Source organism: Methylobacterium sp. Leaf456, from assembly GCF_001425465.1.
GTDB lineage: Bacteria > Pseudomonadota > Alphaproteobacteria > Rhizobiales > Beijerinckiaceae > Methylobacterium.
The window spans coordinates 81,688-100,800 of sequence record NZ_LMQV01000012.1 but is presented as its reverse complement, the minus strand read 5'-3'; the positions used below and the strand labels follow the sequence as shown (position 1 = coordinate 100,800).

20 protein-coding genes are annotated in these 19,113 nt (G+C 69.7%); 15 read left to right on the top strand and 5 right to left on the bottom strand.

The features are described from left to right. Positions 1–28 precede the first annotated feature (28 nt). Positions 29–697 carry a ribosome maturation factor RimM gene (rimM, locus tag ASG52_RS10485; protein ID WP_056242667.1) on the top strand — a complete coding sequence of 223 codons (669 nt, stop codon included), beginning with the start codon at positions 29–31 and terminating at the stop codon, positions 695–697. On the opposite strand, the gene ASG52_RS10480 is transcribed toward rimM, so the two are convergent. Continuing rightward, the gene (locus tag ASG52_RS10480; RefSeq protein WP_056242666.1) at positions 698–1,426 is read right to left on the bottom strand and encodes a class I SAM-dependent methyltransferase; all 729 of its coding nucleotides are present in this window, start codon (positions 1,424–1,426) and stop codon (positions 698–700) included. Between the two features lie 89 nt (positions 1,427–1,515). On the opposite strand from ASG52_RS10480, the gene ASG52_RS10475 reads away from it, so the two are divergent. The 7 genes from ASG52_RS10475 to ASG52_RS10445 all read left to right on the top strand — a co-directional run bounded on the left by ASG52_RS10475 (position 1,516) and on the right by ASG52_RS10445 (position 7,006). After that, a complete protein-coding gene (locus ASG52_RS10475) occupies positions 1,516–1,746 on the top strand; it encodes a hypothetical protein (RefSeq protein ID WP_056242664.1) in 231 nt (76 codons plus the stop codon). A gap of 299 nt (positions 1,747–2,045) precedes the next feature. Next, the gene (trmD, locus tag ASG52_RS10470; RefSeq protein WP_056242662.1) at positions 2,046–2,768 is read left to right on the top strand and encodes a tRNA (guanosine(37)-N1)-methyltransferase TrmD; all 723 of its coding nucleotides are present in this window, start codon (positions 2,046–2,048) and stop codon (positions 2,766–2,768) included. A gap of 172 nt (positions 2,769–2,940) precedes the next feature. After that, positions 2,941–4,116 (top strand): phosphoserine transaminase, encoded by a 1,176-nt coding sequence (locus ASG52_RS10465; protein WP_056243193.1) that lies wholly within the window; start codon positions 2,941–2,943, stop codon positions 4,114–4,116. Between the two features lie 284 nt (positions 4,117–4,400). Beyond that, positions 4,401–5,993: a phosphoglycerate dehydrogenase gene (gene serA / locus ASG52_RS10460; RefSeq protein WP_056242659.1), complete on the top strand. Its 1,593-nt coding sequence runs from the start codon at positions 4,401–4,403 to the stop codon at positions 5,991–5,993. Between the two features lie 64 nt (positions 5,994–6,057). Beyond that, the gene (locus ASG52_RS10455) at positions 6,058–6,261 is read left to right on the top strand and encodes a DUF1902 domain-containing protein (RefSeq protein WP_056242657.1); all 204 of its coding nucleotides are present in this window, start codon (positions 6,058–6,060) and stop codon (positions 6,259–6,261) included. 199 nt (positions 6,262–6,460) lie between these two features. Next, complete coding sequence (locus ASG52_RS10450) at positions 6,461–6,688, top strand: DUF1902 domain-containing protein (protein WP_056242656.1); 228 nt, start codon at positions 6,461–6,463, stop codon at positions 6,686–6,688. A 123-nt stretch (positions 6,689–6,811) separates the two neighbouring features. Then, complete coding sequence (locus ASG52_RS10445) at positions 6,812–7,006, top strand: type II toxin-antitoxin system HicA family toxin (RefSeq protein ID WP_056242654.1); 195 nt, start codon at positions 6,812–6,814, stop codon at positions 7,004–7,006. A gap of 5 nt (positions 7,007–7,011) precedes the next feature. On the opposite strand, the gene ASG52_RS10440 is transcribed toward ASG52_RS10445, so the two are convergent. Then, complete coding sequence (locus tag ASG52_RS10440) at positions 7,012–7,326, bottom strand: DUF2853 family protein (RefSeq protein ID WP_056242652.1); 315 nt, start codon at positions 7,324–7,326, stop codon at positions 7,012–7,014. 238 nt (positions 7,327–7,564) lie between these two features. Here ASG52_RS10440 and mtnA point away from each other — a divergent pair, with 238 nt between their 5' ends. After that, a complete protein-coding gene (gene mtnA / locus ASG52_RS10435) occupies positions 7,565–8,656 on the top strand; it encodes an S-methyl-5-thioribose-1-phosphate isomerase (protein WP_056242651.1) in 1,092 nt (363 codons plus the stop codon). A gap of 26 nt (positions 8,657–8,682) precedes the next feature. Here the strand turns inward: mtnA and ASG52_RS10430 are convergent, their stop codons facing one another. From ASG52_RS10430 to ASG52_RS10420, 3 genes are all read right to left on the bottom strand, one after another. After that, positions 8,683–9,030, bottom strand: a complete 348-nt coding sequence (locus ASG52_RS10430) for a DUF3140 domain-containing protein (RefSeq protein ID WP_056242649.1) — start codon at positions 9,028–9,030, stop codon at positions 8,683–8,685. Between the two features lie 70 nt (positions 9,031–9,100). Continuing rightward, positions 9,101–10,492 (bottom strand): MATE family efflux transporter, encoded by a 1,392-nt coding sequence (locus tag ASG52_RS10425; protein WP_056242647.1) that lies wholly within the window; start codon positions 10,490–10,492, stop codon positions 9,101–9,103. Between the two features lie 193 nt (positions 10,493–10,685). After that, the gene (locus tag ASG52_RS10420; RefSeq protein WP_056242645.1) at positions 10,686–12,542 is read right to left on the bottom strand and encodes an ABC transporter ATP-binding protein; all 1,857 of its coding nucleotides are present in this window, start codon (positions 12,540–12,542) and stop codon (positions 10,686–10,688) included. Positions 12,543–12,742: 200 nt separating this feature from the next. Here ASG52_RS10420 and ASG52_RS10415 point away from each other — a divergent pair, with 200 nt between their 5' ends. From ASG52_RS10415 to ASG52_RS10390, 6 genes are all read left to right on the top strand, one after another. Then, on the top strand, positions 12,743–13,192 hold the full coding sequence (locus ASG52_RS10415; protein WP_056242643.1) for a tRNA (cytidine(34)-2'-O)-methyltransferase: 450 nt from the start codon (positions 12,743–12,745) through the stop codon (positions 13,190–13,192). 213 nt (positions 13,193–13,405) lie between these two features. Further along, on the top strand, positions 13,406–14,524 hold the full coding sequence (locus tag ASG52_RS10410) for a PspA/IM30 family protein (RefSeq protein WP_286159011.1): 1,119 nt from the start codon (positions 13,406–13,408) through the stop codon (positions 14,522–14,524). Next, positions 14,521–15,159, top strand: coding sequence for an OB-fold-containig protein (locus tag ASG52_RS10405; RefSeq protein ID WP_056242639.1), 639 nt, complete (start codon positions 14,521–14,523; stop codon positions 15,157–15,159). The genes ASG52_RS10410 and ASG52_RS10405 overlap by 4 nt, the downstream gene beginning before the upstream one ends. Positions 15,160–15,201: 42 nt before the next feature. Further along, on the top strand, positions 15,202–16,896 hold the full coding sequence (locus ASG52_RS10400; protein WP_056242637.1) for a flotillin family protein: 1,695 nt from the start codon (positions 15,202–15,204) through the stop codon (positions 16,894–16,896). Positions 16,897–16,928: 32 nt separating this feature from the next. Then, positions 16,929–17,864 carry an oxygen-dependent coproporphyrinogen oxidase gene (gene hemF, locus ASG52_RS10395; protein ID WP_056242636.1) on the top strand — a complete coding sequence of 312 codons (936 nt, stop codon included), beginning with the start codon at positions 16,929–16,931 and terminating at the stop codon, positions 17,862–17,864. Positions 17,865–17,873: 9 nt separating this feature from the next. Next, positions 17,874–18,995 carry an ATP-dependent DNA helicase gene (locus tag ASG52_RS10390; protein WP_056242634.1) on the top strand — a complete coding sequence of 374 codons (1,122 nt, stop codon included), beginning with the start codon at positions 17,874–17,876 and terminating at the stop codon, positions 18,993–18,995. Positions 18,996–19,113 lie beyond the last annotated feature (118 nt).

Genomic DNA, 19,113 nt, shown 5'->3' with positions numbered 1-19,113 from the left:
TCCCCGTCTTCTTGTCGAGGCATCCCGCATGGCCCGCCGTCCCGGCTCCTCCTTCCGCGGACCCGCGCGGCCCGAGCCGTTGGGGCCTCAAGCCGTCACCTCCGCGCGCAAGCCCGCTGCCAAGCCGGCCCCGCCTGCCTCGCCTGATCCCGATCTCGTCCTGCTCGGTGAATTCGGCCGACCGCACGGCCTGCACGGCGAGGTGCGCCTGAAATCCTATACGGCTGAGCCCGCGGCCATCGCGGATTACGGCCCCTTGCGCCTGCCCGACGGCCGCACGGTCGAGCTGGAAGACGCTCGCCCGGCGCCCGGCGGCTCGCCGAACCTGCTGATCGTGCGGGTGAAGGGCGTTTCCGACCGCAATGCCGTCGAGGCGCTGAACCGCCTCACCCTCGCGGTCGCCCGCGACCGACTGGGCGAGGCGGCGGAAGAGGACGAGTTCTTCCTCACCGACCTAATCGGGCTCACGGTCGAGGACGGCCGCGGCACCGCGATCGGCACCGTCGTCGCCGTGCCGAATTACGGCGGCGGCGATTTGCTGGAGATTCGGCCCTCGGCCGGCGGCCCGACCGCGCTCCTGCCCTTCACCAAGGCCTTCGTGCCGACTCTCGACATCCCCGGCGGTCGCATCGTCGCCGACCCGCCCGAAGACCTGTTCGCGCCGCCGGGGTCGAAGCCGGCCGACGATCCGGGCTGATCAGCGCCCGCGCGTCGCCTCGTCCCGGCACGGCCGGATCGCGGCGGGATCGGGCCGCTTGTCCGGGGCCGGCGCCTCGAACACCGCGAGATAGCCCACGCCGCCCTTGAGCGTCGTCATCGACAACTCGCGGTAGCCGACCGCCGCCAGCTCGCAGCGCAGCAGCTTCGGCGGCGTGCCGTGGCGCGAGGGGATGGCGTCGGCATCGACGATCCCGACGCGCCCACCGGGCTTCATCATCGCGGCGAGGTTCCACAGCAGGCCGAAGGGCTGGTCGATCTCGTGATACATGTGGACCAGCACGGCCGCATCGAGCGAGCCCGACGGCAGGCGCGGATCGTGCGATTCGCCGCGCACCACGGTGACGTTGGTCAGCCCCTTCGCGGCCACCCGCTTTTCGAGCTCGGCGAGGTAGTCCGGCGTGATGTCCTGCGCGAGGATGCGCCCCTGCGGTCCGACCTCCGGGCTCAACCGCATCACGTAATAGCCGTTGCCGGCGCCGATATCGCCGACCGCCTGCCCCGGCCCGATCCGCATCAGGCGGGCCACCTGCCCGACCTCGTCGGCGCGGTCGCGCTCCCTGTCACCGGCCCATTGGGGGGCGACGATCTCGGCCACCGGCCGATCCGGCTTCGGAAATTTTTGCGGGTCTGCACCGGAAGGCGCGAGCGGCTCGGCGGCGGCCGCCGGCAGGGTCAGCAGCAGGAGAGCGAGGAGCAAGCGGATCATCCGCGGACAACCCGCGGCGGCCCGGATCGTGCCACCCCGCGACAGGCTGGCCGGATACCGTGCAGCCTGGCTTGGGTTAGCGTGAAGCCATGCGAATCCTGACTCTCACCGTCCTGTCGCTTGCCCTCACCGGCTCCGCGGCACTCGCCATGCCGGGCGCCACGGTCGGCATCCCGGTCGGCTCGCCCGACCCGTTCGGTACGATGCGCCGCGACGCGGAGCCTCCCGCGACGAGCCTGGACGAGCCCGGGCGACGCATCGAACGGCGACCGAGAACACCGCGCCTGTCGCGGCACCGGGCGCAGAAGGCCCGCCGCTGAGCCCTCAGAAAGCCCAAACCCGTCATCGCGAAGCGGAGCCGAAGCGATCCAAAGCGCGACGGGGCCGGAAGAAGCTGTTCGACCGGCTTCTCCCACCCCTCCCCCTCATCCTGAGGTGCGGAGCGACGCGCAGCCTCGAAGGAGGGCTCCAGCGTATCGCGCGATCCCTGGAGCCCTCCTTCGAGGCCCGCCGAGGCGGGCACCTCAGGATGAGGGAGTGGATGGGACGAGCGCGCCGAACGGCAATCCCCCACGTGCCCCACGATTGACCGCCCCGCCCGCCCCCGCCATCAAGCGGCATGAGCGACGGCGCTGAACCCGGCACGATGTCCCCCTGGCGGGCGACCGTGCTGACCCTCTACCCCGAGATGTTCCCTGGGCCCCTCGGGCTGTCGCTGTCGGGCGATGCGCTCGCGCGCGGCGCCTGGAGCCTGGAGGCGAGGAACATCCGCGCGCACGGGCTCGGCCGCCACCGCAACGTCGACGACACGCCCGCGGGTGGCGGGGCCGGGATGGTGCTGCGCTGCGACGTGCTCGGGCCCGCCATCGACGCCGCCGCACCTGCGGACGATCCGCGCCCCCGCCTGCTGATGTCCCCGCGCGGACGACCGCTCACCCAAGCGCGGGTGCGGGCGCTCGCCGAGGGACCGGGCGCCGTCATCGTCTGCGGCCGGTTCGAGGGCGTGGACGAGCGGGTGATCGAGGGGCGCGGCTTGGAGGAGGTGTCGATCGGCGATTACGTGCTGTCCGGCGGCGAGATCGCCGCTCTGGTACTCATCGACGCCTGCGTGCGTCTGCTGCCCGGCGTGATGGGCAAGCCCGCCTCCGGCGTCGACGAAAGCTTCGAGGGCGGCCTGCTCGAATACCCGCATTACACGAGGCCTCGCGAATGGGAGGGCCGCGCGATCCCCGACGTGCTGATGGGCGGCAACCACGCGGCCATCGCTCGCTGGCGGGCGGAGCGCAGCCGCGCGCTCACCCGCGCGCGCCGGCCCGACCTTCTGCGCGATGACAAACTCTAGAAAAAGTTTCTCTTAAGAACATCTTGCCGGAACTGTCACACGACCTGTCACCGCCGCAACACGCTGTGTAAATTCTGAAAAACACCGCTTGCGCTGCGGCCCGTAATCCGTCATCCCCGTCGGCGGGACACCTCCCCCCAACGGGAGGCGCTCATCTGGAAGGATGGATGACATGACGGCTCAAAAGCCCGCCGCGCGTCCGCGCGTGCCTTACTTCTCGTCCGGCCCCACGACCAAGCGTCCGGGCTGGACCCTCGATGCCCTCTCCGGCGCGGCGCTCGGCCGCTCGCACCGCTCGGCCGCCGGCAAGGCGAAGCTCGCGCAGGCGATCGAACTCACCCGCACGGTCCTTCAGGTCCCGGCCGATTACCGCATCGGCATCGTCCCCGGCTCCGACACCGGCGCCGTCGAGATGGCGATGTGGTCGATGCTCGGCCCCAAGGCCGTCGAGGTCATGGCCTGGGATTCCTTCGGCGCCGAGTGGGTCACCGACGCGCTGAAAGAACTCAAGATCGATCCGATCGTCCGCACCACCGAGCACGGCATCCTGCCCGCGCTCGACGCGATCGACACCAAGAACAACGACGTCGTCTTCACCTGGAACGGCACCACCGCCGGCGTGAAGATCCCGCACAGCGACTGGATCGCCGACGACCGCGACGGCGTCACCATCTGCGACGCGACCTCGGCCGCCTTCGCGATGCCGCTGCCGTGGGACAAGCTCGATGTCGTCACCTATTCCTGGCAGAAGGTGATGGGCGGCGAGGCCGCGCACGGCATGCTGATCCTCTCGCCGCGCGCCGTCGCGCGCCTGGAGAGCCACACGCCGGCCTGGCCGATCCCCAAGGTGTTTCGTCTCACCAAGGGCGGCAAGCTGATCGAGGGCATCTTCAAGGGCGATACCATCAATACGCCCTCCATGCTGGCGGTCGAGGACTACATCGACACGCTGAAATGGGGCGAGTCGATCGGCGGCCTGCCGGCTTTGCATGCGCGGGCGAACGCCAACATGCGGGTGGTTCACGACTGGGTGGCCCGCACCCCCTGGATCGGCCACCTCGCCGTCGATCCGGCGACCTACTCGAACACGGGCGTCTGCCTCGTGATCACCGACCCGGACGTGCTCGCCAAGGGCGACGCGGTGGTCAAGAAGGTCGCCGCCGGCATCGTCTCCCGCCTGGAGAAGGAAGGCGTGGCGTTCGACTTCGGCGCCTACCGCGACGCTCCGGCAGGCCTGCGCATCTGGTGCGGCGCCACCGTCGAGGCGTCCGACATCGAGGCGCTGACGCCGTGGCTCGACTGGGCGTACGCCCAGGAGAAAGCCGCGCTCGCCGCTGCGGCGGCCTGAGGCTGCGCCGAATTCAGCGCAACGCTAAACCCTCTCCCCTCCGCGGGAGAGGGTGGCCCCCGAAGGGGGTCGGGTGAGGGGCCGGCTCCGCACTATCCGTGAGCGTCGCCCCCTCTCCCGCCCTGCAACCGCAGGGCACCCTCCCCCGCAGAGGGGGGAGGGGCGAACCCGCTCGCCCCTTCCCATTCGCGTCTCCGACAGAACGCTCGCCGCGCGGCTGCGCTTGAAGCGAAGCCGGCCTGAAACGGGAATTCTGCGAGGCGCCTCAAGAGCCGGAGGCTCCCATGCCCGCTCCCAAAGTCCTCATCTCCGACGCCCTCTCCGACGCCGCCGTCCAGATTTTTCGGGATCGCGGCATTCAAGTCGATTTCCAGCCGAACCTCGGCAAGGACAAGGAGGCGCTGGCCCGCGTCATCAGCCAGTACGACGGCCTCGCCATCCGCTCCGCCACCAAGGTGACGGGCAAGCTCCTGGCCGAGGCGCCCAACCTCAAGGTGATCGGGCGCGCCGGCATCGGCGTCGACAACGTCGACGTGCCGGCTGCGACTGCCAAGGGCGTGATCGTGATGAACACGCCGTTCGGCAACTCGATCACCACCGCCGAGCACGCCGTGGCGATGATGTTCGCGCTGGCCCGCCAGATCCCGCAGGCCGACGCCTCGACGCAAGCCGGCAAGTGGGAGAAGAACCGCTTCATGGGCGTCGAGCTGACGGGCAAGACGCTCGGCGTGATCGGCTGCGGCAACATCGGCGCCATCGTCGCCGAGCGGGCGATCGGCCTGAAGCTGAAGGTCGTGGCCTACGATCCCTTCCTGTCGCCGGAGCGGGCGGTGGAACTCGGCGTCGAGAAGGTCGAACTCGACACGCTGCTGGCGCGCGCCGACGTCATCACGCTGCACGTGCCGATGACGGACCGCACCCGCAACATCCTCTCGGCCGAGAACCTCGCCAAGACCAAGCCCGGCGTGCGGATCGTCAACTGCGCCCGCGGCGGCCTCGTCGATGAGGTGGCGCTCCGCGCGCTGCTCGATTCCGGCCATGTCGCGGGCGCGGCCTTCGACGTGTTCGTCACCGAGCCGGCGACCGAGAACCCGCTGTTCGGCCACCCCAACGTGGTCTGCACGCCGCATCTCGGCGCCTCGACTTCCGAGGCGCAGGAGAACGTCGCGCTGCAGGTCGCCGAGCAGATGGCCGACTATCTCGTCAGCGGCGCCATCACCAACGCGATCAACTTCCCCTCGATCTCGGCCGAAGAGGCGCCCCGCCTCAAGCCGTTCGTGGCGCTCTGCGAAAAACTCGGCTCGTTCCTCGGCCAGCTCACCGAGGCACCGATCAAGGGCATCCGCATCACCTACGAGGGGGCGGTGGCCGGCATGAACACCCGCGCGCTCACCTCGGCCGCGGTGACCGGCGTGCTCCGGCCGATCCTTCAGGACGTCAACATGGTCTCGGCGCCCGTGATCGCGAAGGAGCGCGGTATCGTCGTGGACGAGATCAAGCGCGAGGGCGGGGCCAGCGACTACGAATCGGTGGTGCGCATCACGGTCGATGCCGAGGACATGCCGCGCGACGCCGCCGGCACCGTGTTCCACGACGGCAAGCCACGCGTCATCGAAATCCGCGGCATCGACATCGACGCGGCGTTCGCGCCGCACATGCTCTACGTGCGCAACTTCGACAAGCCGGGCTTCATCGGCCGGCTCGGCACCGTGCTGGGCGAGGCGGACGTGAACATCGGCACATTCGCCCTCGGCCGCGAGGAGGAAGGCGGCAACGCCATCGCCTTCGTGGCGATCGATGCGTCGGTCTCCGCGCAGGTTCTGGAGGCCATCGCCGCGATCCCGCAGGTGAAGCGTGTCCGCCCCGTCCACTTCTGATCCGCCCCCCGAGGACGACGCGGCCGCGTCGTCCCCCCTCCCCCGGACGCAAGAGGAGCCCGCCATGAGCCAACCGATCACCGTCCGCTGCGGCTGGGACCAGAGCGCGGGCCTCTACGTGGTGCGCGATTCGGAGGTGCCCGGCCTCGTCGGCGAGGCCCCGACGATGCAGGATCTGATGTGCCGGTTGCCGGGACTGATCCGCGACCGGCTGGGCCTCGCGCCGGATGCGGCGATCGATGTGTTCATCGAGCGGGTGGCGCGCTGAGGGTTTGGGATACACTCCAACGTCATTCCGGGGCGCCGCAGGCGAACCCGGAATCCACGACTGGCCGCGACGGTTCGTAGAGCCGCGCATCACGGGTGGATTCCGGGTTCCGCTCCGCGGCCCCGGAATGACGGCCGAAGGGATTGCGCGGCAACCGCAGCACAGTCATCCTCGCCCCGGTCATGACGAGTATTGTTCGATGAACCGGCACGTGGTCATCCGCTGCGCCTGGGACGACGAAGCCGGCGTCTGGTTCGTGCGCGAATCGGACGTGCCCGGTCTCGTCACCGAGGCCGAGACGCTGGACGCGCTGCGGCGCAAGCTGCCGGGGATGATTCAGGATTTGCTGGAGGTCGAGACGACGGCCGATATCGAAGTCGATCTGATTGCCTATGCGCATGACCGGGTGCGAATCGAGGCTGCTTAATTGATTTTCGTGTACACAGCGTGAATTTGGCCTTGACAGGCAAAATACTCAGTAGAGTCCCGTAAGAAGCACGGGAGCTTCCGTGTCAGTCTCGCACGTGACAGCGATCACGAGGCACGGCACGTGACGGACTTCACCCCCGCCCTAAAAAAGCTCCTGCGCCAGAACGGCTTCGCGTTCTGGCGCAGCGGACGCGGCGATCACGAGATTTGGCGCAGCGAGGAGACCGGCCGAAAGGTCGGCGTCGACCACGCCATCAAGTCACGGCACACCGCCAACGGCGTTCTCAAGCAGGCTGGATTGCCGAAGGCGTTCTGAACCGCTTACGCGAACGTATCGAGCTTCCCATGATGCTCGGCCAACAAATAGTAAAACGTCAGCCGCGACTTCGAGCGCGTCGCCTTCATGGTCTCGCAGACGCTCTTGATCGAGGCGTCGAGATCGTCGCCGCTCAAGCCGAGCTTCTTCTCCAAAAAGTTCTTGCGCACGGTCTCCAGTTCGGCCTTGTCGGAGCAGGCGACATAACGCGTATCGGGCTTCGACAGGACCAGCCGGTAGGTCTTTTCCAGGCTCGCGACCGCGGCCTCGTTGACCGGTTTTTTGGCGTATTTCTTCACGTCGTCGAGATGCGCGGACATCGCGGGGCCTCCGTCACAGAGCCGCGGGGCGCGAGTCTGTCTCGGGCAGCGGCGCTACCAACAATGCTCATTATCGGGTCGCTGTCATGTCCCCGCGGGACAAGAGGTCGTGCGTTCCACAATCGAATGCAGTGTCGGGCGATGGGACATCATCCCGAAGACAGATGATGACGGTGGCGTGACGCGCTCCAGTTCCGTGGGGCTGGCCTCGTCCGCCGCTTCGTGCGAGAGGCAGGCCATGAACATCGACGGACAGCCCTACCGCACCATCTTCCCCGACGGTGATGCCGTGACGGTCATCGACCAGACGCGGCTGCCCTTCGCGTTCGAGCTGGAGCGGCTGGCGAGCCTGGACGACGCGGCGGTGGCGATCCGCACCATGGTGGTGCGCGGCGCGCCGCTGATCGGCGTCACCGCCGCCTACGGGCTGGCGCTGGCGATGCGCGACGATGCGAGCGAGGCCGGGATCGAGCGGGCCTGCGCGACGCTCGCCGCCACGCGCCCGACCGCGATCAACCTGCGCTGGGCGCTCGACCGCGCGGCCGCCGTGCTGCGCCGCGCAGCCGAATCCGAGCGTGAAGCGACCGCCTTCGCGGAAGCCGCCCGGATCGCCGACGAGGACGTGGCGAGTTGCCGGTCCATCGGCGAGCACGGCGCCAAGATTCTCGCCGAGATCGCCGCCAAGAAGGGCGGCCCGGTCAACGTGCTGACCCATTGCAATGCGGGCTGGCTCGCAACCGTCGATTGGGGCACCGCGCTGGCGCCGATCTACGTGGCGCACGATGCGGGCGTGCCGGTCCACGTGTTTGTCGACGAGACGCGGCCACGCAACCAGGGCGCAGCGCTCACCGCCTTCGAGCTGAACGCCCACGGCGTGCCCCACACCGTCATCGCCGACAACGCGGGCGGGCACCTGATGCAGCACGGCGCGGTCGATATCTGCATCGTAGGCTCGGACCGCACCACGGCGTCGGGCGACGTCTGCAACAAGATCGGCACCTACCTGAAGGCGCTTGCCGCGAGCGACAACCGCGTGCCGTTCTACGCCGCCCTGCCGTTCTCGACGATCGACTGGACGCTGGACGACGGCGTGCGCGACATTCCGATCGAGGAGCGCGACGCCCGCGAGGTCACGCACCTGACCGGCCGCACCGAGGACGGCGGCTTTGCCACCGTGCAGGTGGTCTCGCCGGGCAGCCCGGTGGCCAACCCGGCCTTCGACGTGACGCCGGCCCGGCTCGTCACCGGGATCATCACCGAGCGGGGCGTGTGCGCGGCGAGCCACGAGGGATTGGCGGGGTTGTATCCGGAGCGGCGGCGGGCGGCGTGACACGCCACCCGGTGTAAGGGAGAAAATCAGTCCTTCAGCGGGTCGTGGCCCCAATTCATAAGCGACAGGCGCCAGGGCGAGTCCTTCACCTTGTCCTTGTCGTCCGGGCCGCCCTGCTTGAGGTGGCGATTCACATAGCCGACGACCTTCTTCATGTGGGCGTAGTCGTCGTCGGTGAGGTCGGCCTTCTTCTTGTGAAGCATCTCAACGATGCGGCCGCCTTGCCTGTGGCCGGTCGCCTCGCCGCCATCTTTTTTCTGACCGACGGACTGGCTCTCGTCGGTCTCGAGGAATTTTTCCAGCGCCGAGGCCGTCATGTTCACGGCCGCCTTGAAGTCCTTGTAGATCTCCGCGTGATCGTCGCTCGCCGCCATTGCGTCCTGCCCCTTCCGTGACGCCGAGGTCTGAACCGGCGCGCGCGGGGGCGGTTCGGGGCTGCGCGTTTCAGACGCGGGCGCTCAACCGCAGCCAGCGGGTCACGAGCAGGATCGAGACCGCGAGCAGTCCGGCGCAGAAGCCGGCCCAGATGCCCTGTCCGCCCCAGCCCGCGCCCCAGGCCAGCGCGGCGCCGAGCGGCACGCCGATGCCCCAGTAGCCGGTGAGCGCGATCACCATCGGCACCGTGGTGTCCTGCAACCCGCGCAGGGCGCCGAGCGCCACCGACTGCACCCCGTCCGACACCGCGAACAGCGCCGAGAACGCGAGGAAGCCGACGGCGACCGGCATCACCGCGGCGGCGCCCGGCGCGTCGGCGTCGAGGAACAGGCCGATCAGCGTGCGCGGCACGGCGAGTTGCAGGGCCGCGCAGGCCAGCATGAAGGCGAGCCCGAGGCCGATCGCCACCGCGCCGGCCCGGCGCAGGCCCGCGGAATCGCCAGCACCCAGCGCCCGCCCGACCCGCACGGTGGCGGCCTGCCCGATGCCGTTGGGGACCATGAAGCAGGTCGCGGCGATCTGCAGCGTCACCGCGTGGGCCGCGAGCGGCACGGTGCCGAAGGTGCCCATGGCGATGGTCGCCGCCTCGAACAACCCGGCCTCGGCCACGCCCGCCACGCCCATCGGCGCGCCGACCCGCACGAGCCGCCCCAGTTTTTCACCGTCGAACTGCCAGAGCCGAGCGAACATCCGGTAGCGCTGCAGGACGGAATCGCGACCGATCACGAGGATCAGCGCAGCGAGCGCCAAGAATTCGGTGACGACGGTGCCGAGCGCCACGCCGACGATGCCGAGCCCCGGCGGACCGAAGGCGAAGAAGGCGCCGAGCGCGATGTTGAGCGGCAAAGCGGCCAGACTCACGGCGAGCGGCGGGCCGGGCCGCTGGAGCGCGGCGAGCGCGCCTTTCAGCACCATGAAGGCGAGCGCGGGCAGCATCCACCATTGCAGCACCCGCATGTAGGCGCCGGCATCGCGCAGCACGGCGGGGTCTTGGCCCAGCGGCGCGAGCAGTGCCTCGGTGTGCCACAGCAGCGGCATCAGCACCGCGCCGAGCAGGGCGCCGAGCCACAACCCGGCCCGCACCGTGCGGCGCACCTCGCCCGCGTCGCCGGCCCGGCCGCTCCCGGCGGCTTCCGCCACCAGCGGCGCCACCGCGGAGGTAAGGCCGATGCCGCCGATGAACAGCAGCAGGTAAAGGCTGGTGGCGAGCGCCCCCGCCGCCACCGGCTCGGCGCCCAGGCGCCCGAGCAGGATCGCGTTCGAGGCGACGAGCCCGTGCTGGGCGAGGTTGATGAGGACGAGCGGCGCGGAGAGGCGCAGAGTGGCGCGCACCTCGTCGCGCCAGGGCGAGGCCGGGCGGGGGTGCAGGGCCGTCTCGGCGAAGCCGGTCGAGCGGGTCACGGTTCTTTTTCCTTGTTTTCGTCTGAGGGGCGGCGCCTCCCACCCATTCCCCTCATCCTGAGGTGCCCGCGTAGCGGGCCTCGAAGGAGGGCTCCAGCTCGCTCACGACTCCTGGAGCCCTCCTTCGAGGGCGACGCTTCGCGTCGCCACCTCAGGATGAGGGGGTGGGATGGGCGAAGGGTGGAAGCGCCGCCTACGTCACCGGCGCCTCGGCCCGGTCCCCCAAGAATCCCCCCGATTGCCGCCGCCACAGGTCCGCGTAGAGCCCCCCGCGGCGGATCAACTCCACATGCGTCCCTTCCTCGACGATGCGGCCGCGATCGATCACGATCAGGCGGTCGAGGGCCGCGATGGTCGAGAGGCGATGGGCGATGGCGAGCACCGTCTTATCGCCCATCAGCGCGTCGAGCGCCTCCTGAATCGCCGCCTCCACTTGGCTGTCGAGCGCGCTCGTGGCCTCGTCGAGGATCAGGATCGGCGCGTCCTTGAGGATGACGCGGGCGATGGCGATGCGCTGGCGCTGACCGCCCGAGAGCTTCACGCCGCGCTCGCCGACATGGGCGTCGTAGCCGCGCCGTCCCTTGTGATCGACGAGGTCGAGGATGAAGTCGTGGGCATGCGCTTGCCGGGCCGCCGCCTCGACCTCGGCATCGGTCGCGTCGGGGCGGCCGTAGGCGATGTTGTCGCGGATCGAGCGGTGCAGGAGCGAGGTGTCCTGGCTCACCATGGCGATGCTCTGGCGCAATGAATCCTGCGTGACGGCGGCGATGTCCTGGCCGTCGACGAGGATGCGCCCGCCCTCGACATCGTGCAGGCGCAGCAGCAGCGAGACGATGGTGCTCTTGCCCGCCCCGCTGACACCAACGAGCCCGACCTTTTCGCCCGGGCGGAGGCGGAAGGAGAGATCCTCGACGATGCTGGCGTCGCCCCGCCCGTAATGGAAGTCGACGTTCTCGAAGCGCACCTCGCCGCCGATGACGGCGAGCGTGCCGGCATTCGGCGCATCGACGAGGCCGTGGGGCCGGGCGATGGTCTGCATGCTCTCCTGGATCACGCCGACATTCTCGAACACGCCGCGCACGGTCTGCATCACCCAGCCCGACATCGCCATCAGCCGCAGGATGAGCGCGAGGCCGGCGGAGGCCTCGCCGGTCGTCATGGCGCCGCGCTGCCACAGCATCAGGCAGACGCCGGCCGTGGACAGGATCAGGACGCTGTTGAGGCCGCCGAGCAGGCTCGTCGTCAGCGTGGTGAGCCGGAACTGGTGCAGGTAGGCCTTGGTGTGGACATCGACCGAATCCCGCACCGCCGCCCGCTCCTCGCGGTCGCGGGCGAACAGCTTGACGGTCTGGATGTTGGTATAGCTGTCCACCACCCGCCCGATCAGGGCCGAGCGGGTCTCGGCGGTCTTGTGCGAGCGCTTGCGGGCGCGGGGCACGAACCACGCGGTCAGGCCGGCATAGGCCGCGACCCAGGCGACCACCGGCAGCGCCAGCCACGGCGAGATCGAGGAGAACAGGCCGATGGCGGTGATCGCGTAGATGGCCACGTAAAGCAGCGTGTCGATGAACACGACCGCGAGTTCGCGCACCGCCGGCCCGACCTGCACGACGCGGTTGGCGAGCCGCCCGGCGAAATCGCCCTGGAAGTACGAGAGCGAGTGGCCGAGCGTGTAGAGGTGCGTGCGCCAGCGGATCTGGTTGGTCGATTGTGGCACCACGAGCTGGCTCGAGGCGATCTCGTGCAGCCAGATGGTGAACGGGCGCACCACCACCAGCAGGAGCGTCGCGAGGATCAGCGGCACGGCGTGATCGGAGACGACGCTGGCCCGGTCGGCGGTGTTCATCAAATCGATGAACCAGCGCATCAGCAGGTAGAGCGAAGCCTCGATCGAGCCCGCGATCACCGCGACGATGAACAGGAACAGCAGCGCCCCGCGGATCGGCTGAAGGTAGAAGGCGGCGAACCCCAGCACGGTCTTGGGCGGCATGCGGCCCTCGTCGAAGGGCGCGAACGGGTCGATGCGGCGCTCGAGCCAATCGATGAACATGTTTTTGTCCGTACCGAGCCAAAGCGTAACCCGACGGCGGCGGCCGATCGTCGGAAGGCGCTGCGCGAGGGAGACCGGGCGTCGCCCTCGATCCCGCAGGGGCGGAGGTGGCGCTCGGGATGAGCCGCTGAGGTAAGCCTCCTTGACCGAAGGCCAACCCTGCCGCCATGCCGCGGGGCCCGCCCTGCGTTCGGACCCCGATGCTGCGCCTCGCCCTCTACCAACCCGACATCCCGCAGAACACCGGCACGATGCTCCGCATGGCCGCGTGCCTCGGGCTCGCCGTCGAGATCGTCGAGCCCGCGGGCTTCGACGTGTCCGACCGGCACCTGCGCCGCTCGGGCCTCGATTATCTCGACCAGGTGCCGATCACCCGGCACCGCTCCTGGGCCGCGTTCGAGGCGTGGCGGCGCGAGGCCGGCCTCCGCCTCGTGCTCGCCACCACCGCGGGCGCCGTGCCCTACACGGCGTTCCCCTTCCGCGACGGCGACTGCCTGCTGATGGGCCGCGAATCGGCCGGCGTACCGGAGGCGGTCCACGCGGCGGCCGACGCCCGCGTGTTCGTGCCGATGCGGCCGGGGATGCGCTCGCTCAACGTCGCGGTGTCGGCGGCGATGATCGTGGGTGAGGCGCTGCGGCAGGTGCGCTGAACGGTCATTGAGCCATCGCATTGCGATAACCGCTCCCCCCTTTCCCCGCGTACGGGAGAGGGGATGCGCGTCAGGCCAAGGCGATCAAAGGCAGCCTGTGAGGCGTAACAATCGGCCCCCTCGCCGACAACCGAAGACTGCACCGATCTTGAAAACACCAAATCGGTATCTTATACCCTATCGGTGACCCGATCCGAACCACTCCCGTCGCGATTGACCTACCGGCTCCTGCCCAGCGCGGAGGATCTCGACGCGGTTCGGGCGCTGCTCGACGCTTACCGGCGCATGCTAGTGATGCTGGCCGATATACGTGCGGAATTCGGCCTGCGGGCCAACGTCGTCGCCCTGATCGAGCATGGCTACCAGCGCGTGCGCGACGAAACCGGGCTGCCGGCCCGCCTCGTGACGCTTGGCATCCGCGACTTCGCGCAACTCTCCGCCGGGACCGACCCCGCGAGCGTCTCCTCGCTGCCGCTCGACGACAAGCTGTTTGCCGTGAAGGGCGCCGCCGAGATCGCGCTGACGACGCTGAGCGGCCGGCGCACCATGCCCTACCGCGTCGAGGGGTACGACGGCCCCTGGCGCGAGGCCTCACCCGCCCGCCTCACCCTCACGGGCGATGGGCTCACGATCCAGGTGGGCGTCGCCGTCACCGCCCCGGCCCCGAAGGAGGACGCCCGAACCATGCCCGAGACCATCCTCACCCGTGTCGGCCGGATCATCGGCGGGCTCTCCAACGCGGCGCTCGACGCCGTGGAGGATCGCAACTCCCTCGCGGTCGCCGAGCAGGCCCTGCGCGAAATCGACGCCGTGATCGACGAGGTCCGGCTCGACCTCGGCCGGATCAAGGCCGAGGAACACCGGCTGACCGCCCGCCGCGGCCAGCTCCAGGGCGAACTGACGGCGCTCCCCGAAAAGCTCTCGGTCGCGCTGGCGAGCGGGCGCGAGGATCTGGCCCGCTCCGGCATCGCCCGGCAGCTCGATCTGGAGAGTCAGATCGAGGCGATCGATTCGAGCCTCGCCGAAGTGGCCGAGCGTCACGGCGCCACCGCCAAGGCGCTGCAGGCGGCGGGCGCCGCGCGCCGCGATGCCGAGCATCGGATTGCGCTCCTGCGCCACCCGAGCCCCAAGACCGCCAACCCGCTGGCCGGCTACGGCGACGAGGACGCGGCCCGCGCCGGCCGGCTCGACCGCTCGCTGCGGACGGTCGATCGGGTGACCGGCACGGCGTCCGCCGCGGCCGACGCCTCGATCGAGGATCTCGACCGGCTGCACCGCGACCACGCCATCGAGCAGCGCCTCGCCGCGCTGAAGCAGGGCCGGCCCTCTTGAGTGCGCTGGTCGGTCCCGGCCTGTTCCCGTTCACCCTGGCCGCGTTGGTGATGGCCGGCCTCGTGCTGGTCGAAGTGTTGTCGCTGCTCGCCGGCCAGTCCGCCTCGGGTGCGCTCGACGGCGTGATCGGCCACGACGACATCATGGTGGGTGAGACGGCGGAGGGCCTGTCGCCGGCAGCCCTCCTGTCCTGGATCAATCTCGGGCGGGTGCCGTTCCTGATCCTGCTGATCCTCGGGCTCGCCATTTTCGCGCTGGCCGGCCTGATCCTGCAGGGGTTCGCCGCCGCGCTCCTCGCACCGCTGCCCGCACTTGCTGCCGTTCCGCTGGCCGCCGGGGCGACCCTGCCCGCGCTGCGACTGACGACCCGCACCGTGGCCCGGCTGATCCCACGGGACGAGAGCTACGCCGTCACCGCCGACGATCTCGTCGGCGCCACCGCGGAGGTGACGCTCGGCCCTCTCGATCAGGGTCTGCCCGGTCAGGTCCAGGCGCGCGACCGCTACGGCAACGTCCACTTTTTGCGCGCGCGGGCCGCCGCCGACGCGAACCCCATGGCGACCGGCACGCGGGTGCTGCTGGTGGACCGGGTGGACGCGGTCTTCGTCGCGGTCCCGGCGCCCGCCGACCTGTGAACCCCACCCGCCCCCTCCGGCCGAAGGAACGCACGCCCCCCGATGGACATGATCAGCCCCGGCCTCATCAACCTGCTGGTGATCGCCGGCATCATCGTCGTCGCGCTGCTCGGCATCGGCTTCGTGTTCAGCCGGCTCTACCGGCGCACGACCCGCGACACCGCCTTCGTGCGCACGGGGCTCGGTGGTCGCAAGGTGGTGGTCGATGGCGGCGCGGTGCTGCTGCCGGTGTTCCACTCCATCGCCATGGTGAATCTCAACACCCTGCGCCTCGAAGTGAAGCGCTCGGGCAACGAGTCGCTCATCACCAAGGACCGGCTGCGGGCCGACATCACCGTCGAATTCTACGTCCGCGTCGAGCCGAAGGAGGAATCGATCGCGCTGGCCGCCCAGACGCTCGGCGACCGCACCAACGACGCGATGTCGCTGCGCGAGTTGATCGAGGCGAAGTTCGTCGATGCCCTGCGCGCGGTCGCCGCCGGCATGACGCTGCCCGACCTTCAGGAGCAGCGCGCCGCCTTCGTGAAGGGCGTGCAGGAGGCAGTCTCGGGCGATCTGCGCCACAACGGCCTCGAACTCGAATCCGCCTCGCTGACCCGCCTCGACCAGACCTCGATCGAGCATTTCAACCCGGACAACTCGTTCGACGCCGAAGGCCTCGCCCGGCTGAAAGAGATCACCGAGCAGCGCCGCAAGGAGCGCAACGCCACGGTGCGCAACGCCGAGGTCGCGGTGGCCGAGAAGGACCGCGAGACCGCGCTGAAGCAACTCGAAATCCGCCGCGCCACCCGCGAGGCCGAGTTGGCCCAGGAGCGCGACATCGCCAACAAGACCGCCGAGACCCGCGCCGAGACCGCGCTCGCCGAGCAGCGCGCCCAGCAGAGCGAGGAGACCGCGCGCATCGAGCGCGAGCAGGCGGTGCGCCTGCGCGAGGCGGAGGCGCGCAAGACCTCGGAGACCGCCCGGATCGAGGCCGACCTCGCGATTGCGCAACGTAACGCCGAATCCGAGCGCGAGCGCCAGCTCATGATGCAGGAGAACGCGATCAAGATCGCTGAGCGCTCGCAGCGGGAATCCGAGGCCCGCGCGTCCGCCAAGGCCGCGGAGGCGCTCGCTGTCGCAGCGGAAGAGCGCGTCGCCACCGCCAAGGCTAAGGAAATCGCCGAGCGCGAGCGCGAGGTCACCGTCATCGCGGCCAAGCGCGAGGCGGAGCGGGAGGCGACCGGCATCACCGTGACAGCCGAAGCCGAGCGGCGCGCCGCGGAGGATCGGGCCAACGCCATCACGACGCTGGCCGAGGCGGAGGCCGTCGCCGCCGCCTCCAAGGCCGAGGCCATCGCCAAGCTCGGCCGGGCCGAGGCCGAGCGCGAGACCGCGCTGAACGAGGCCCGCAACGCCCTGTCGGTGGAGGCCCGCGCCTACGAGACCGGCCTGCGCCGCCTCGCCGTCATCCCCGATGCCCTGCGCGAGAGCATGAAGGCGGTGGAGAAGATCGATTCGATCAAGATCTTCGACGCAGGAAGCATGATGGGTGCGACCGGTACCGGCACGGTCTCGGCGAGCCTGGGCGACAACCTGTCGGGCCATCTCCTACGCTATCAGTACAACAGCCCGATCATCGGCGCGCTGCTGGCCGAGGCGGGTTTCGGAGAAGGCCGCGGCAGCTTCGATACGCTGGTCGGCGGCTTGAAGGACGGTGCGGCCCCGCCCGCCGCCCGGCCGACCGGCGCGAATTGACGGAACGGCGCCCCGATGGGAAAGCCTTGAGAATGAGCGACGCGCCCACATCCCAGTCCCCTTCCACCCTGCCCGCCCCCGACGACCTCGCCGCTCTGAAGGCCGAGGCACAGGGCTGGTTCGCGACCTTGCGCGACAAGATCGTCGCCGCTTTGGAGACCCTGGAGGATCAGGCCGCCGGCCCGTTCCACCCGGACGCGCCGACGGAGGCCGGAAAATTCGAAAAGACGCCGTGGCAGCGCACCGACCATAGCGGCGTGCCGGGCGGCGGCGGCGTGATGGCGATGCTGAAGGGCCGCGTGTTCGAGAAGGCCGGCGTCCACATCTCCACGGTGCACGGCGAGTTCGCCCCGGAGTTCCGGGCGCAGATGCCGGGCGCGGCGGAAGACCCGCGCTTCTTCGCCACCGGCATCTCGCTGATCGCGCACCCGTGGAACCCGAACGTGCCGACGGTGCACATGAACACCCGATTCGTCGTGACGACGAAGGCATGGTTCGGCGGCGGGGCCGACCTCACCCCCGTGCTCGACCGCAGGCGCACGCAGGACGACCCGGATTCGCAGCACTTCCACACATGTCTTCAGGAAGCCTGCGATGCCCATGCGCCGGCCGCAAACTACGAAAAATACAAGGCGTGGTGCGAGGAATACTTCCACCTCAAGCACCGCAACGAGCCCCGCGGCATCGGCGGCATCTTTTACGATTATCACTGGACCGGCGATCCGAAGGCGGATCTGGCCTTCACCCGCGACGTGGGCGAGGCCTTCCTAAAGGCCTACCCCGAGATCGTCTGGCGCAACCTTTCCTCCGCCTGGACCGAGGAGGACCGGCTGGAGCAGCAGGTGCGGCGCGGCCGCTACGTCGAGTTCAACCTGCTCTACGACCGCGGCACCATCTTCGGCCTCAAGACCGGCGGCAATGTCGCCTCGATCCTGTCCTCGCTGCCCCCGACCGTGCGCTGGCCGTAGCCTTCATCGATGGCCGAGACCTCGCTCCCGACCCGCTTCGCCCCGCAGCAGGACGCCGCGCTCAAGGCCATCGCCGCATGGCGCCGCGACGGCGGCTCCCAGGTGTTTCGCCTGTTCGGCTATGCCGGCACCGGCAAGACCACGCTCGCCCGCCGCATCGCCGACGACGTCGATGGCTCCGTCGTCTTCGGGGCCTTCACCGGCAAGGCGGCCTCGGTGATGCGCCAGAAGGGCTGTCACGACGCGGCGACCATCCACTCGATGATCTACCGCACCAAGGAGGGCGACGAGGGCGGGCCGACCTTCACCCTCAACCGCTCGGGCCCGGCGGCCAAGGCCGACCTCATCGTCATCGACGAGTGTTCGATGGTCGATTCGGACCTCGGCAACGACCTGCTCTCGTTCGAGAAACCGGTTCTGGTGCTGGGCGATCCGGCCCAGTTGCCGCCGGTGCGCGGCGGCGGCTTCTTCACCGAGGCCGAGCCCGACGTGATGCTGACGGAGGTTCACCGCCAGGCCGCCGACGATCCGATCGTCCGCATGGCGATGACGATCCGCGAGGGCGGGCGGCTGGAGGTGGGCGAGTACCGTGAGAGCCGGGTGATCCGCCGCCGCGACATCGATCCGGCCCAGGTGCTCGACTGCGATCAGGTGTTGGTGGGCCTCAACAAGACCCGCCGCCTCTACAACAACCGCCTGCGGGAACTCGCCGGCCACACCGACCCGATGCCGTCGGTCGGCGAGAAGCTGGTCTGCCTGAGGAACGACCGCACCAAGGGCCTGCTCAACGGCTCGACCTGGACGGTGCAGGCGCTGCGCGCGGCGCCGCGCCCCGACACGGTCCGCCTCGACGTGGTGCCGGAGGACGACCCCGCCGTGCGCCGCCGCGCGGTGGACATCAAGGTGCTGCGGCAGGTGATCGAAGGCTCTGAGGAGGAGATTCCGCTCTACCTCAAGCGCGAGACCGACGAGTTCACCTACGGCTACGCGCTCACGGTGCACAAGGCGCAGGGCTCGCAGTGGGACAAGGTGGTGCTGTTCGACGAGTCGTACGCGTTCCGCGAGCACCGGGCGCGGTGGCTCTATACCGGGCTGACGCGGGCGGCGCAGGCGATCACGGTGGTGGTGTAGAAGCACGTGCGGTGATTGACGGCGTCAATCTCCGCAAATCATGCGGAGAACAAGCACCGACGCTTCCATCACATCCCTCTCCCCTCTGCGGGAGAGGGTGGCCCTCGAAGGGGGTCGG